At 66.7% G+C, this 12,511-nt stretch carries 17 protein-coding genes and 1 pseudogene; 8 read left to right on the plus strand and 10 right to left on the minus strand.

Annotated elements, in window-relative coordinates:
* Nucleotides 1–226: 226 nt before the first annotated feature.
* Together G9373_RS34170 and G9373_RS34175 are read left to right on the plus strand one after the other, a co-directional pair.
* Entirely contained in the window at nucleotides 227–1,726 is a 1,500-nt protein-coding gene (locus tag G9373_RS34170; RefSeq protein ID WP_167119300.1) for a SulP family inorganic anion transporter, read from the plus strand.
* A 42-nt stretch (nucleotides 1,727–1,768) separates the two neighbouring features.
* Entirely contained in the window at nucleotides 1,769–2,176 is a 408-nt protein-coding gene (locus G9373_RS34175; protein ID WP_206032985.1) for a MerR family transcriptional regulator, read from the plus strand.
* A 14-nt stretch (nucleotides 2,177–2,190) separates the two neighbouring features.
* Here G9373_RS34175 and G9373_RS34180 read toward each other — a convergent pair.
* A pseudogene (locus G9373_RS34180) lies at nucleotides 2,191–2,547 on the minus strand (hypothetical protein); the annotation flags it as partial.
* Nucleotides 2,548–2,727: 180 nt separating this feature from the next.
* Here G9373_RS34180 and G9373_RS34185 point away from each other — a divergent pair.
* The 3 genes from G9373_RS34185 to G9373_RS34195 all read left to right on the plus strand — a co-directional run bounded on the left by G9373_RS34185 (nucleotide 2,728) and on the right by G9373_RS34195 (nucleotide 5,732).
* Nucleotides 2,728–2,997, plus strand: coding sequence for a hypothetical protein (locus G9373_RS34185; protein WP_167119306.1), 270 nt, complete (start codon nucleotides 2,728–2,730; stop codon nucleotides 2,995–2,997).
* Nucleotides 2,994–3,320 carry a hypothetical protein gene (locus G9373_RS34190; protein ID WP_167119309.1) on the plus strand — a complete coding sequence of 109 codons (327 nt, stop codon included), beginning with the start codon at nucleotides 2,994–2,996 and terminating at the stop codon, nucleotides 3,318–3,320. Before G9373_RS34185 ends, G9373_RS34190 begins: the two co-directional genes overlap by 4 nt.
* Before the next feature lie 1,170 nt (nucleotides 3,321–4,490).
* On the plus strand, nucleotides 4,491–5,732 hold the full coding sequence (locus G9373_RS34195) for a saccharopine dehydrogenase NADP-binding domain-containing protein (RefSeq protein WP_167119312.1): 1,242 nt from the start codon (nucleotides 4,491–4,493) through the stop codon (nucleotides 5,730–5,732).
* Between the two features lie 181 nt (nucleotides 5,733–5,913).
* Here G9373_RS34195 and G9373_RS34200 read toward each other — a convergent pair whose 3' ends face one another.
* Both G9373_RS34200 and G9373_RS47860 read right to left on the minus strand, forming a co-directional pair.
* A complete protein-coding gene (locus G9373_RS34200) occupies nucleotides 5,914–6,663 on the minus strand; it encodes an MBL fold metallo-hydrolase (protein ID WP_167119315.1) in 750 nt (249 codons plus the stop codon).
* Nucleotides 6,660–6,788, minus strand: a complete 129-nt coding sequence (locus G9373_RS47860) for a hypothetical protein (protein ID WP_277346676.1) — start codon at nucleotides 6,786–6,788, stop codon at nucleotides 6,660–6,662. Before G9373_RS47860 ends, G9373_RS34200 begins: the two co-directional genes overlap by 4 nt.
* A gap of 578 nt (nucleotides 6,789–7,366) precedes the next feature.
* Here G9373_RS47860 and G9373_RS34205 point away from each other — a divergent pair.
* Both G9373_RS34205 and G9373_RS34210 read left to right on the plus strand, forming a co-directional pair.
* The gene (locus tag G9373_RS34205) at nucleotides 7,367–7,612 is read left to right on the plus strand and encodes a transcriptional regulator (protein WP_133987316.1); all 246 of its coding nucleotides are present in this window, start codon (nucleotides 7,367–7,369) and stop codon (nucleotides 7,610–7,612) included.
* A gap of 537 nt (nucleotides 7,613–8,149) precedes the next feature.
* Complete coding sequence (locus G9373_RS34210) at nucleotides 8,150–8,497, plus strand: Lsr2 family protein (protein WP_167119341.1); 348 nt, start codon at nucleotides 8,150–8,152, stop codon at nucleotides 8,495–8,497.
* Between the two features lie 337 nt (nucleotides 8,498–8,834).
* Here the strand turns inward: G9373_RS34210 and G9373_RS34215 are convergent, their stop codons facing one another.
* The 3 genes from G9373_RS34215 to G9373_RS34225 all read right to left on the minus strand — a co-directional run bounded on the left by G9373_RS34215 (nucleotide 8,835) and on the right by G9373_RS34225 (nucleotide 10,580).
* Complete coding sequence (locus tag G9373_RS34215; RefSeq protein WP_167119318.1) at nucleotides 8,835–9,197, minus strand: hypothetical protein; 363 nt, start codon at nucleotides 9,195–9,197, stop codon at nucleotides 8,835–8,837.
* 134 nt (nucleotides 9,198–9,331) lie between these two features.
* Nucleotides 9,332–9,946 carry an RES family NAD+ phosphorylase gene (locus G9373_RS34220; RefSeq protein WP_346842885.1) on the minus strand — a complete coding sequence of 205 codons (615 nt, stop codon included), beginning with the start codon at nucleotides 9,944–9,946 and terminating at the stop codon, nucleotides 9,332–9,334.
* Nucleotides 9,947–9,965: 19 nt separating this feature from the next.
* Nucleotides 9,966–10,580, minus strand: a complete 615-nt coding sequence (locus G9373_RS34225) for a hypothetical protein (RefSeq protein WP_167119323.1) — start codon at nucleotides 10,578–10,580, stop codon at nucleotides 9,966–9,968.
* 515 nt (nucleotides 10,581–11,095) lie between these two features.
* Between G9373_RS34225 and G9373_RS34230 the strand changes: the two genes are divergently transcribed.
* Complete coding sequence (locus G9373_RS34230; protein ID WP_133988187.1) at nucleotides 11,096–11,392, plus strand: hypothetical protein; 297 nt, start codon at nucleotides 11,096–11,098, stop codon at nucleotides 11,390–11,392.
* Nucleotides 11,393–11,663: 271 nt separating this feature from the next.
* Here the strand turns inward: G9373_RS34230 and G9373_RS34235 are convergent, their stop codons facing one another.
* The 4 genes from G9373_RS34235 to G9373_RS34250 form a co-directional block, all read right to left on the minus strand.
* Entirely contained in the window at nucleotides 11,664–11,813 is a 150-nt protein-coding gene (locus G9373_RS34235) for a hypothetical protein (RefSeq protein WP_167119217.1), read from the minus strand.
* Nucleotides 11,814–11,914: 101 nt separating this feature from the next.
* Nucleotides 11,915–12,073 (minus strand): hypothetical protein, encoded by a 159-nt coding sequence (locus G9373_RS34240; protein ID WP_166680870.1) that lies wholly within the window; start codon nucleotides 12,071–12,073, stop codon nucleotides 11,915–11,917.
* Nucleotides 12,074–12,107: 34 nt separating this feature from the next.
* The gene (locus tag G9373_RS34245) at nucleotides 12,108–12,257 is read right to left on the minus strand and encodes a hypothetical protein (protein ID WP_167119326.1); all 150 of its coding nucleotides are present in this window, start codon (nucleotides 12,255–12,257) and stop codon (nucleotides 12,108–12,110) included.
* Nucleotides 12,258–12,317: 60 nt separating this feature from the next.
* Nucleotides 12,318–12,511: WS/DGAT domain-containing protein (locus tag G9373_RS34250; RefSeq protein WP_167119329.1), on the minus strand; the 194-nt coding region annotated here is incomplete at its 5' end.

Below are 12,511 nucleotides of genomic sequence, written 5' to 3' on the forward strand. Positions count from 1 at the left end.
GTCGGGGCGCGTCCACCTGCACTCCTGACATCCCAACGCCAGATTCGCACTCTACCCTCCCGTTAGGGTAGAGTTCCGGCTTGGTCGGTGCTGCCAGCGCGGGGGTCGTTCCTGCGTGGGCCTGTGTTGCCCCGAGTCACCGCCCCAATTCCTGTGACGCCTCTTTGAGCGTCGTCGACGTCTAGGGCACCGGCGTGTGCACGCCGGTGCGAGATGGAGCTATTTGATGGCAGAACAACTCGATACGCCCGCGGAGACCATGTCCGTGCGGGTGGCGCTGCGGTCCCCACGCCGCCTCAAGACCGAGGTCCTGGCGGGCATGGTGGTCGCACTGGCACTGATCCCGGAGGCGATCTCGTTCTCGATCATCGCCGGGGTCGATCCCCGGGTGGGGTTGTTCGCCTCGTTCACGATGGCGGTGACCATCGCGATCGTCGGTGGTCGTCCCGCGATGATCTCCGCGGCCACCGGGGCGATCGCCCTGGTCGTCGCGCCGCTCTCACGTGAATACGGGTTGGACTATCTGATCGCCGCGGTCCTGTTGGCCGGGGTGCTGCAGATCGTCCTGAGCCTGCTCGGGGTGGCGAAACTGATGCGGTTCGTCCCGCGCAGTGTGATGGTCGGCTTCGTCAACGCCCTGGCGATCTTGATCTTCACCGCCCAGTTGCCGCACCTGATCGACGTGCCCGCCCTGGTCTACCCGATGGTCGCAATTGGGCTGCTGATCATGGTGCTGCTCCCGAAGGTCACCACCGTGGTGCCGGCGCCGCTGGTGGCGATCGTGCTGCTCACCGCGGCGACCGTGATCTTCGCGCTGAACGTCCCGAACGTCGGCGACGAGGGCGAACTCCCGTCGTCCCTGCCGTCCTGGCTGATCCCGGACGTGCCGTTCACCATGGACACCCTGTCGATCATCGCCCCGTACGCGTTGGCGATGGCCCTGGTCGGGCTCCTCGAATCGTTGATGACCGCCAAGCTGGTCGACGACATCACCGACACCCACTCGGACAAGACCCGCGAGGGTTGGGGACAGGGCATCGCGAACCTGGTCACCGGCCTGTTCGGCGGCATGGGCGGCTGCGCGATGATCGGCCAGACCATGATCAACGTCAAGGTCTCCGGTGCCCGCACCCGCATCTCCACCTTCCTGGCCGGGGTGTTCCTGCTGATCCTCGTCGTCGGCCTCGGCGACGTGGTCGCGCTGATCCCGATGGCCGCCCTGGTCGCGGTGATGATCATGGTCTCGGTCGGCACCATGGACTGGCACTCCATCGCCCCGAAGACGTTGCGGCGCATGCCTCGCAGCGAAACCACCGTCATGCTCGCGACCGTTGCGGTCACCGTCGCCACCCACAACCTCGCCTACGGCGTGATCGTCGGCGTGATCACCGCGATGGTGCTCTTCGCCCGCCGGGTCGCGCACCTGACCGAGGTCGTCGATATCGCCCACCCCGACGAGAACACCCGCGTCTACGCCGTCCGCGGCGAACTGTTCTTCGCCTCCAGCAACGACCTGATCTACCAGTTCGACTACGTCGGAGACCCGGAGAACGTCGTCATCGACCTGTCCGACTCGCACATCTGGGACGCCTCCACCGTCGCGACCCTCGACGCGATCACCACCAAATACGCTGCCAAGGGCAAGACCGTCACCATTGTCGGTTTGAACGCGGCCTCCTCCGAACGGCACGTGCGCCTGAGCGGACAGATGGGCGCCGGTCACTGACATCATGGTCCGGAAAGCAGGGAGAGGCGGAGGAGTGACGAGATGACAGGTCGCATCGAGGTTTCGACGGATCGGCACATGCAGATCGGTGAGGTCGCCGAACGCACCGAACTGTCGATCAAGACGATCCGCCACTACGACGAGGTCGGCCTGGTCACCCCGTCCGAACGCAGCGCTGGCGGGTTCCGGCTCTACACCGAGGCTGACGTCCAACGGCTGCTGGTGATCCGGCGGATGAAGCCCCTCGGCTTCACTCTCGACGAGATGCGCCAGCTCCTCGACTCCCTCGACATCCTCGACACCACCCAATCCGGCGAGAATCGGGCGGCTGCGCAGGCATTCGTCACCGAATGCCACGCGCGCGCCGAGGAGAGCTGCCGCAAACTCCGCAAACAGGTCGCCTACGCCGAGGAGCTGACTGCGCTGCTCGCCGACCACGCGGCCGGGTAGCTCGTAGTCCGATAAAGAACGTCGAACGGCAGATACGTGACCGGCACCTGCCGGCGCAGGGCCGTGGTCGGGCGCAGGGTGTTCGCCCTCTTCTGCAGGCGGGCGAACGACGGCCGGCCCTGGGCAAGGGCCACGATCTCACCGTCCAAGACGATGCGGCCACGCCCGCCGAACTTCTCGAACAGCGCCGCGGCCACCTCCGGGTACGAGGAGGTGACGACGTTGAGATTGCGGGTCCACAACACCGGCCGCTCGCCGCCGCCGACCGCAGCTAAGAGGCGGAAGCCGTCGTACTTCATTTCCGCCGCCCAGTCGCCGGTGTTCTCCGGTGGTTCACCCGGGGTGGCCAGCATCGGCGCAATCAGCCGCATAGGGCCGATTGTGCGCCCATCTGACCAGCTCCGACGACCTTTTCCGGGTCACGGCGCCGGGAATGCGGCGCGATCCCGGCCCCATCCGGGACCGGCCGGACTGCTCGACCAACGGTGACATGACACCCTGTCAGTCGACACGTCACGCCCGCCGAACGCCGGAAGGACCCCGCACCACCCATGACCACCTGGACCCTCTGGATCGGCGCCCTGCTGGTCGTCGGCGGCTCGGCCGCCCAGCTCACACATCGCACCGCGGCGGCCCGCGCCCTCTGGGTGCTCGCCGTGCTCGCCTTCATCGCCACGACCGTCGGGGCGGTGACCGCTGCCGAATTCTCGGTGCCGTTGGTGCTGATCCTCGTGGCCGCGATCGCGGCGACCTGCGCCCTGATCACGGTCACCCGTGAGCCGACAAACGCCAATGCCGCCGCGCGACCGGGGGCGCGGTGATCACCGCGGTCTGCGCCATGGTGCTCGGCGTCCTACTCGCCGGATCGGACCTGGCGGACCGGTGGCGCACCCGCCGGTCGGAGCGGGCGCGTATCGCCGAGATCGCCGCCGGTCTCGACCGCTTCCAGTGGTGGGTGCTCGAGGATCTCGCCGCCGCACGCCACGCGTTCCTGTACCGAGACCGCAGGCAGGGGGACGAGAAGGTCCGGGCGTTCCTCGCGGCCCGCGCGGCCGCCATCAAGGTCGGAATCCCCGACGAGGTGGCGGTATACCGGCTGGCCGACCAGATGATCCGGGAACGGGACCAGCAACGGCTGGGATAAACCCGCCCGTAGCGGTGCGGCCTCGGAAGTGTCCGACGAGTCCGTTCGTACCCGTCAGGTCCGTCGGGGCGCGAACCGCGTAGGTGCCGGTGACAGCAGGTCGATCGTCGGCTCCGCCCCACCGCCGCTTCATGCACAGAGCAACAGGCCGCCACGCACCAATCTGCGGAACCCCGCAGATCAGGACCGGGAACGGGTCACCGGTCTGGGCGGTGAGCGGCGACCTGTTGCTCGTCGCGATTGTCACCGTAGGTCGTCCCTCTGACAAAAATGGGTCGGAACACCGGCGCCCGCCCTCGACGAGATGCGCCAGCTCCTCGACTCCCTGCAGATGCTGGCCGCGGACCAGCCTGTCGAGGACAAGGCGGCAGCACGCATTTCCGTCCGAATGCCATGCCCGCGCCGAGGGAAGCTGCCGCACACTGCGGAAACAGGTCGCCTACGCCGAAGAGTTGACCGCACTTCTCGCCGGGCGTTCACCCGCGATCGCTGCGCGGCGGCCGGACGAGGTGCGGGCCGATGCTTCCCGGGCATAAAGCCCCACCGACCCGCACCACGCTCTGTGCCCCGATGTTCGAACGGGGAACCTGCTGGGCAGACACACCCGAACCCTCCGATCGCGGCAGTGCCGAGGCTACCACCAGCTCGAACAGGTGTGCGAAAACTGCGTCAATCGGCGCCCGATCTCTGGCCCCAACGGCAACCCGTTGGGGCCAGGCCAGTGCTTGGTGGGGTGAGAGGGCCGCGGGTGCCCGGCAGCGGCGACCGAGAACTCCGGGCGCCGCCCTACCACCAGCCTCGGGTCTGGCAGTGCGATCCCGCCCTGCTCCGGTGCGCAAGGGTGTCGCGTCCGCGCACTCGTCTGTCGGTGACGATCCGTAAACTCGGGGTTGTTCTGTCGAGCATCCCCCCAGATTTTGCTCGCAGAACACCCCCAGTGGCCCGGCATCACCCCCCGATGCCGGGCCACACCCATGTCGGAACCGGACGACTTACCGAGTGCGCGTTGTCATCTGCAGACAAAGGCCTTGAAACGGGTCTTGAACGGGGGTTGTGACACGTCCCCATCGACTCGGGTTCGAGGGATCTGCCCCACCATCCCGGCATACGGTTACGCGGGGTTACATCTACCTCTTCTGTCTGATCCGCGGCGCTTGTAGGCTTCCGCGCATGACTGACAGCGGACGCGAACTCGATCTCGTCATCTACGGTGCCACCGGGTTCGTCGGAAGGTTGCTCGCCGACTACCTCGCACGCACCGCCCCGGACGGCATCCGGATCGGCCTCGCCGGACGGTCCCAGGCGAAACTCGAGGCCACCCGGGCGACGCTCGGGGCCCGCGCCGCCGACTGGCCGATCGTCCTCGCCGAATCCAGTGACGCCGTCGCGCTCGCCGAGCTGGCCTCCCGCACACGGGTTGTCGCGACCACGGTGGGGCCGTACGCGAAGTACGGGGCCGAACTGGTCGCAGCCTGCGTCGCGGCCGGCACCGACTACGTCGACCTGACCGGGGAAGTGTTGTTCGTCCGGACAAGCATCGACGCCCACCACGACAAGGCCCGCGCCAACGGTGTGAAAATCGTGCACTCCTGCGGCTACGACTCCATCCCCTCCGACCTGGGCGTGCACGTACTGCACCAGAAAGTCCAAGCCGACGGCGCCGGGGAACTCACCGACACCACCCTGGTCGCATCGCTGAGCGGCGGCGTCTCCGGCGGGACCATCGACTCACTGCGCACCCAGATCGACGAATCGAGGAAGGATCGGGCGCTGCGCCGACTCGCCGCCTCCCCGTACTCATTGAGCCCCGACCGGACGAAGGAACCCGACCTCGGCCGACAATCCGACGTCGCAATGGTCGACGGCGCGGCCTTCCACCCGCAGGTACGCGGGTGGAAGGCCCCGTTCGTCATGGGCTCCTACAACACCCGCATCGTGCGGCGCAGCAACGCGCTCCAAGGGTGGGTGTACGGCCGGACGTTCAAGTACCGAGAGGTGATGAGCGTCGGTGACTCGCCACTGTCCCGCGTCTACGCGGCCGGTGTCGCGGCCATCCTCGGCGGGCTCGTCCTCGGTCTCAGCGTTCCGCCCAGCCGGTACGTCCTCGACCGCATCCTCCCTGCGCCCGGCGAGGGTCCCAGCGAGAAGACGCAGCGCAACGGCTTCTTCGCGATGGACATCTACACCACCACCACGACCGGCGCCCGGTACGCGTCCCGGGTGACGGCGCAGGGCGATCCCGGATACCGGGCCACCGCGGTTCTGCTGGGGGAGGCGGCCCTGAGCCTGGTGCTCGATCGCGACCGACTCCCCGACGAGGCGGGCGTCCTCACCCCGGCCACCGCGCTCGGTGACGTGCTCGTCGAACGACTGCGCGGTGCAGGGGTGGAGATTTCCGCCCGCGAACTCTGATGCGCCTCGGCTGGCGAGGACCACACGCTCAGGACTCGCCTACCCAAACCTCCTGATCGCACGCATTGTCTGCATTGCGTGCAATTAGGGCGGCCAGGCCCGACGTGTAGCCGTTCGTCGGGCCAGGTGGTGCGCGAAGACCTTGTGGGAACGGAGTTCTCGCGTCAGTGCGATCCGATCCTCACGGGGTGGCGCCGACGCGTTCGCGTGCGGTTGCGGCCGCTTCGGCGACGGAGCCGTGATGGATCGGCCCGTGTCCGGGCAGGAGAATGTCGGCGTCCAACTCTCCGATGATGCGCAGCGACTCCACGGCTGTGCCGCGGTCGTGGTCGAACCACCGTGGCAGCAATTGAGGTCCGGAGACCGGTGAGGTCAGGTGCCCGGTGATCAGAGCGTCCCCGGAAATCACCACACCGCGAGCGGGAAGATGGTAGACGGTGTGACCGGAGGTGTGGCCGGGCACGAGAACCGGAACTGGGGCACCCGGGCAGTCCAGGGCACCGGGTACGGGCATCGGCGTGGGGGAGTCGACGCCGTACTTGGCCGTGCCACCCAGCCGGACCAGCTTGACCGCCCACGGCAGGACCCCGGGCCGCCAGATATTGCTGAGCACATCCCACGGTGTCGCGACCTCATGGCATTCACGCCGGGCGTGCGCGACCTCGTCAGGGTGCACCAGCACCGGCGCCCCGTAGGTCTCGGCGAGATACTGGGCGCTGCCGACGTGGTCGACATGCGCGTGGGTGATGAGCACGGCCTCGACGCCCTGCGGGTCGCGTCCGATCGCCCGGATCGAGTCCTCGACGTCACCGCGCTGCCCCGGGTACCCGGTGTCGATTACCGTCACCGCGTCACCGTCGGTGAGCAGCACCCAGTTGACCATCTCGGAGTGCACAAAGAACACGCCGTCAGCGATTTCGACGGGCTTCATCGCGTGACCACCGCCGACATGCCGAAGTGTCGCGCATCTGCCTCGAAGGCCTGTACGCCCGACGCCCGGCGGTAGGCCATTCCGTCGTAGTCGACGAGCGTTTCGTGCACCGATCCGACCCCCATCCAATCTCTCCTCCTGTGTACTTGCTCCAGCGGGCAGGGTACGTGGTCAACCGTGTCGAGGTGAATTGACACGGGTGGCGTAGCGGGTCGAACCGTCGCTGCTCCCAGGCGACGCAGGGTCGTTCTCACTGCGGCCGCTGCGCTCGGAGACACCCCTGACCGATTGGCTGCGGACCGTGACGTGGAATTTTCCGCGCATAAGCTCGCCAATGAGTTTGCGCGAGATCCGCCGTCAGGACAGCGACATGTCGACATTGCTGTCGCAAGCGAGCGGGTCCTTTCGGTTCAGGGAGGGAGACGTGATGTTCGGGGACGTGTCGTGTCCCCAGCTAGAGGGATCCTCTCCACGGGTTCCGAACCTTGCAATGTATCGCTGTAGTGTTGGAACGTATGGACCGCTATCAGACCCCCGGACGCGTGTGCGGGCATTACAGCACGCCGTTGTAGGGTCCCTTCGAGGACAGTCCCGCACAGCGTGCCGTCGTGTCGCAGTCGGTCTGCCGGGTCGACCGCCGCACTGCAACCGAACTGCCACCCGCATCGCCGAGAAGGCGATGAACAGGAAGGACTCTCACCAGATGGCTAACCCACATCGACTGACCACCGACCAGGTCGTCGACCTGATCAAAGAGGAAACCGGTACCGAGCTGTCTGCCTCGACGTTCCGCGGGTACGTCTCCCGTGGGCAGGCGCCGGCGCCGGTGGAGAAGATCGGCCGCACTCCGCTGTGGAAGCGCTCGGAGATCGTCGAGTGGGCGAACAACAGGCCGGGCCAGGGTGCGCGCACCGACATCCGTAAACCACGTCGGCGCCGCGCCGAGTGAGCACCTTTCATTGTTGCGACACCGAAGACCTGGAGGCCGGTCCGCGGGAGTTCGCCCACCTGCACCTGGGTGGGGCTGGGCCGCACCACGCCAGCGGAGCCCCTGCGCGGGGGAGTGGTGGTGTGACCAGGCGGAGGTGGGCGCATGCTCTACGTGCATCCGGCCCGACGGATGCCGTTGATGCCGCACCTGTAGGCCCGAGAGTGCTTCTGCGGCTTCATGGGTCGGTTGTCGGACGGGGCGATCGGAGGGGCGGTACGGCGACTGGCGCTCGAATTGCATCACCGTGACGAAAGTGGCGTGGGTGTCGCGTGCGTTGGGGTCGTCTGGTGAAAAGCCGGTGAGCGCCGTTGATGAGGATCCTCAATGGATTGCGGCGGCGGCCGCTCGGAAACGGTGACAGGGTGCTGTGCAACGACGAGGCTGATCGCCTGCTTTTGGTGCGATGCAAGCATAGCTAGCGTAGCTAGCGATGCTGTGTTGTCCGGCGCGAGTACTGTTGTTTCGTTCGTATCGATGAAGGTGGGAGTGGAATCCGTGGCGCGTAGGGCTGTGGTGGAGTTGGTGGACGATATCGACGGGACCGTGTTCGGCGACGAGGGGGAGAGCATCCACTACGCGGTTGATGGCGTCGAATACGAGATCGACCTGAAGGGCGAGCACGCCAAGGAGTTCCGCGACGCTCTCGACTACTGGATTGCTCATTCCAGGAGGGTCGGCGGCAGGAAGCGCCGCTCGAATCGGGTGACGGATCCGATCGGATCGACTGCGAGGATGGGCGAGGTCAAGAAGATTCGGGAGTGGGCGACAGGGCAGGGCTACGAAATGTCCTCTCGGGGCCGGATCCGTGCCGACATCGTCCAAGCCTTCCACGACGCCCACTGACACTGATATGGCATCGCCAGTCCGAGGGCGGTGCCGAACACGTCGGGTGGGACCCGCGGCGGACGGTCCGCGTCGACAACCCTGAAGGTGTCGTCCACAGGTCGATGGTGGCACAGCCCGACGTGCTGCCGGCCGGTTAGGGAAGTGATCGGGTATCTATCGGCTGGTGGCCCAGGTGTTCGAGTCGGTCGAGTTCGGCGAGGAGGGCGTCTCGGCTGGTGTAGGTCTCGGTGGGGGCGCGAAAATCCTCGTCCGGGGAGGGATGGTGGACCTCCCCCCGGGGTCCATCGGCAGCGGTAAAGCAGACCGCGATGTGTAGTGGTTGGGCGAACTCACCTCAGGCTGTCGCGACGTGTTCCCGGTTCGGAACGTGGTCCCACGTGCCGTCTTCGTAGCTCTCCCACTCGCGGCGACCCGTGAGTATGCGCGTGAGGGTGGGATTGACAAGGTCGTACTCATCAGGCTTCGGGTTGTCGCCGGTGTCCCGGAGTTTGTGGTACTCCTCGACGGTCAGCTCCGGTGCGAGTTCGATGAGCGCCCGCTGTGCGGTCGCGTCGAATGGGTTGCTGAGGACCATTGCTCTGGAGTCGGGGAGACTCGCGTTCGCGATCGGGTTTGTGCCGCGGGTTTGTCGTTTGGCCTTGTTCCGCCTCTTTTTCGCGGCCTGCGTGGCCTGCGTTGCCTTCTTCGAGCGTCCCACGGATGTCCTTTGTTATGCGGTCTGTCATGGTCTCGTTGATAGGCCGGGAACGATACTGCACTGACGGTTGGCTTTTCATAGGTTCATCTCCCACCCCACACCGGCGACAGACAGTGGGAGATCGACGTACACGCTTAGATGACCGTTGCGTTGTACTTTGCGAGATGGGATCTGACCAGCTCCACCCCGGCGCGGTCATCGAGCACGATCGGGCCCCGGGACACCGTCATCAGATCATGCAGCCCCACACCGGCATTGGGCTTGATGGTCATGACGACGGAGAACCGGTCCTCGTCGTTGCGTGCCCGGTATTTGATACCGAGCACCCCGTCGGTTCCGTGCAGGATGGATGCCGCCCAGTCCCGGGTGATCCGGTAGTCGACGGGGTCGCATTTCGTCAGCCAGGTGTCCTGACCGATCGCCGCCAGATGTGAGCCGTGCACCAGTGCGACCGGGGCATCGTCGGTGACGGTGACCTGGGACAGGACCCGACCGGCCAGCTTGGCCTTCCGCAGGATCCGCGGCACGTGATCATCCAACGGTAGCGATCGGCAGTAGGTCTCCGCGATGCAGGTGGAGATGTCCTCCCCGAAATAGCTGTAGTGGTACGAGCCGTCGGAGGAGTCGAACCGTCCGCCTCCCGCTCCCGCCGGGGTCGGATTCAGGGTCAGGACACCGCGGTTCGGGTCGCCGGAGTGGATGCGCCAGAGCTTGGTTCCGGCGGTGAGCGACCCGATATGCGCGGTCACCGATACCGGTGGTGGGCGGTTAGGCAATGTCGTCGGCGATCTCGGCTCGCAGCAATGCGCGCACGGCGTCGTAGGATCCCTCGTCCAGAAGTTGGACCGGGGACTTGCGGTCGTCGGTCGACGGGTTGGGCGAGAGCCACCACGACGCGACCCCCCACGGATCATCCCGGGCACCGAGAACCACGTTGCCTTCCCGTACCAACTGATTCGCCTCCTCGGGCAGGGAGAACTGAAACTCCGGATACCGGAACTTCCCGGCCCGCTTGAGCCCGATGACCTCCCCTTTGGCGCTGAGTTTGCGCAGCGCATCGCTGGGGTTGGCCCAGTTCTTGCCGTAGGTGTCGGCGACCTCCTTGGCGGAGAGGTGCGGGAACGACAGGATGCGTTCGACGGCGTCGCTGAGCACCGTCTTCTCGTCGAGGATGTCGTCCGATTCGATGAGCTCGAGAATCGGGTCGTCTCGGTCGATCCGTCCGGCCAGCATGATGTGGGTGACCCGGTCGGCGACCAGCCGCATGCTCGGCCTCTTGTACAGCTCGGCGCGCATCCGGGCGATGAACTCGTGGTCACTCACACCGCCGCTGCGCTGTTGCGGATCGGACTCGTAGCTCGAGGCTGCGGTCTTGTGTGCCATGTTCCCCTCCTCGGTGCCCGGGCAGGTACCCTTACCGCTTCTATGTAGAAGTCTACCGTAGATCTGCGTTCGAGGGCAGGGCCCGGAAAGGGGGCCCCGATGTCATAGCCCGCCAAACCGGCCCGCACCTGGGCCGCTGCCGGCAGACGCCGCTCGCGCGCTGTGCGGACGCCATGCGCCCGGGTCTGTGCGACAAGTATGTGACCAGCAGGAACGATGCGCCACGGTGCAAGGCGAATCCAACGGACGGGAGCGTCGACGAAGACATCGAGTATGGGGGTGGGTCCCACGAACTGGGGCCGGTGCCTCGCTGATCGATGTCTCGGCGATCTCAACAGGGGCAAAGCCTGCATGAACCGCCGAGCGAAGGCTGGGTGCCCTGCCGCTGACAATCCGCGGGGCCCGGATCCTCCGCAGGACCCGGGCCCGCCAAGCCCGGTCCCGGCAACACGTCCGAGCTCCCCGGCATACTCACACCACAACAACCCCAACACACACCGGGAGACGGCACCGCCATGATCAGTTGGACCCTCACCATCGCCGCCGAAGACGCCGCGACCGCCCAGACCGGTGCCGCCCTCGACCTCCGCACCGCAGCCACCGAACTCATCGACGCCGCCAGAGCCTCCATCATCGAGTCCGACGCCGCACACCGCCCCGTCTACACGCTCACCCTCGACGGCGACTGGCTAACCTCGATCGCCACCTGCGAAACCCCCACCGGCGCACCCGACCGCGACCTCGCCCTCGACCGGCTCGCCGACATCGAAACCGAACTCGTCGGCCGCAACCGCGTCACCGACCCGAACTAACCGGCACCACGAGCCGTACAGGCGCGGGCGCGGCCGCACGGCGGTGACGGATTCGGGCGCGCGACGGCGATCCGGTCGACGAGAACATGGTGGTGGTCACCGTGAACGCGCTCGGCCGACTTCGCGCGGCCGACGTGGGTCCCTGCTCGCGGGCGAGGATGATCGTGGGGAAGCCACAGAAGGGCGGCCGGTCGGGCAGCAGCCCGTGAGACGGGCTGGGCACGGTGCCGGTTCACCGCCGGACGCGGCACCGCACCGGGAGTACGAGATGCTACGGCTCAGCCGGGGTGTCGGGCCCGGGCAGGATTCCCAGGACGGAAAGCAGGGTTCGGCAGTCGTCGGCGTCGTGGGCGTGCGCGGCAACAGCGAGCGGCGCCCGGCGGATGGAGTTCGTGCCCTGCTCTACCTTGAACTTCGCCATGACCTCACCGAATATCGCGGCGTTGCACCCCGATCCGACACCATCACACCGGGTGCCCGATAGGCGGCCGAACAACCTAGTGGGTGCTCCGACCTGACAACCTAGTGGGTGCTCCGACCTGCAGATCCGGACGTATCACCGGCGCCCCCGTGCCACGACGCACAACCGCGATTGCCGGTTCGCCCCACACGGATGTGCAGGGCGGCGATGGTGCCGATTCCGGCCGCAAGCACCAGCAGCAACAGGGCAATATTGGTCACGTCGATCTCCGTTCGATGGACTGCGGGGACGGTGTCAGCGGGCCTCACGCTGCTGATCGGGGCGGTCGTCGGCGAACATGGCCTCGATCCGGGACTTGATTTCTTCGGTACTGATCGCGGCGGCTGGTGTGGGACCGCGCACGCCGCCGTTGATCGCGGTGGCTGGTGTGGTCGGGGTGGTCATCGTGAGAGTCCCTGCCTTCGTCTCGATGTGGGGGCGATCCTGCGCGGGTGAGGCGTCGGGTCACAGTCCGACAGCGGTTTCGAGGAGATCGAGTTCGGCGTCGAGGTGATCGAGCATGGGGTGCAGGTCCGGGACGGTGCGGCGGCAGCCGGTGAGGCCGAAGACGATCTGGTCGTCGCTGCTGGTGCACGTGATGTTGAGTGCCTGCCCGGTGGTGGGGATGGACAGCGGGTAGAGGGATTCGAGTCGGGCCC

It is taken from the genome of Rhodococcus sp. A14, from assembly GCF_011603105.1.
Classification (GTDB): domain Bacteria; phylum Actinomycetota; class Actinomycetes; order Mycobacteriales; family Mycobacteriaceae; genus Rhodococcus_F; species Rhodococcus_F opacus.

Bases quoted from the DNA above. Each gene is read 5' to 3' on its own strand.
- G9373_RS34225 (WP_167119323.1), bottom strand. From the start codon at position 10,580: ATGGCACACAAGACCGCAGCCTCGAGCTACGAGTCCGATCCGCAACAG.
- G9373_RS34235 (WP_167119217.1), bottom strand. From the start codon at position 11,813: ATGGCGAAGTTCAAGGTAGAGCAGGGCACGAACTCCATCCGCCGGGCG.
- G9373_RS34175 (WP_206032985.1), top strand. From the start codon at position 1,769: ATGACAGGTCGCATCGAGGTTTCGACGGATCGGCACATGCAGATCGGT.
- G9373_RS34200 (WP_167119315.1), bottom strand. From the start codon at position 6,663: ATGAAGCCCGTCGAAATCGCTGACGGCGTGTTCTTTGTGCACTCCGAG.
- G9373_RS34230 (WP_133988187.1), top strand. From the start codon at position 11,096: ATGATCAGTTGGACCCTCACCATCGCCGCCGAAGACGCCGCGACCGCC.
- G9373_RS47860 (WP_277346676.1), bottom strand. From the start codon at position 6,788: ATGGGGGTCGGATCGGTGCACGAAACGCTCGTCGACTACGACGGAATG.
- G9373_RS34245 (WP_167119326.1), bottom strand. From the start codon at position 12,257: ATGACCACCCCGACCACACCAGCCACCGCGATCAACGGCGGCGTGCGC.
- G9373_RS34205 (WP_133987316.1), top strand. From the start codon at position 7,367: ATGGCTAACCCACATCGACTGACCACCGACCAGGTCGTCGACCTGATC.
- G9373_RS34170 (WP_167119300.1), top strand. From the start codon at position 227: ATGGCAGAACAACTCGATACGCCCGCGGAGACCATGTCCGTGCGGGTG.
- G9373_RS34185 (WP_167119306.1), top strand. From the start codon at position 2,728: ATGACCACCTGGACCCTCTGGATCGGCGCCCTGCTGGTCGTCGGCGGC.
- G9373_RS34195 (WP_167119312.1), top strand. From the start codon at position 4,491: ATGACTGACAGCGGACGCGAACTCGATCTCGTCATCTACGGTGCCACC.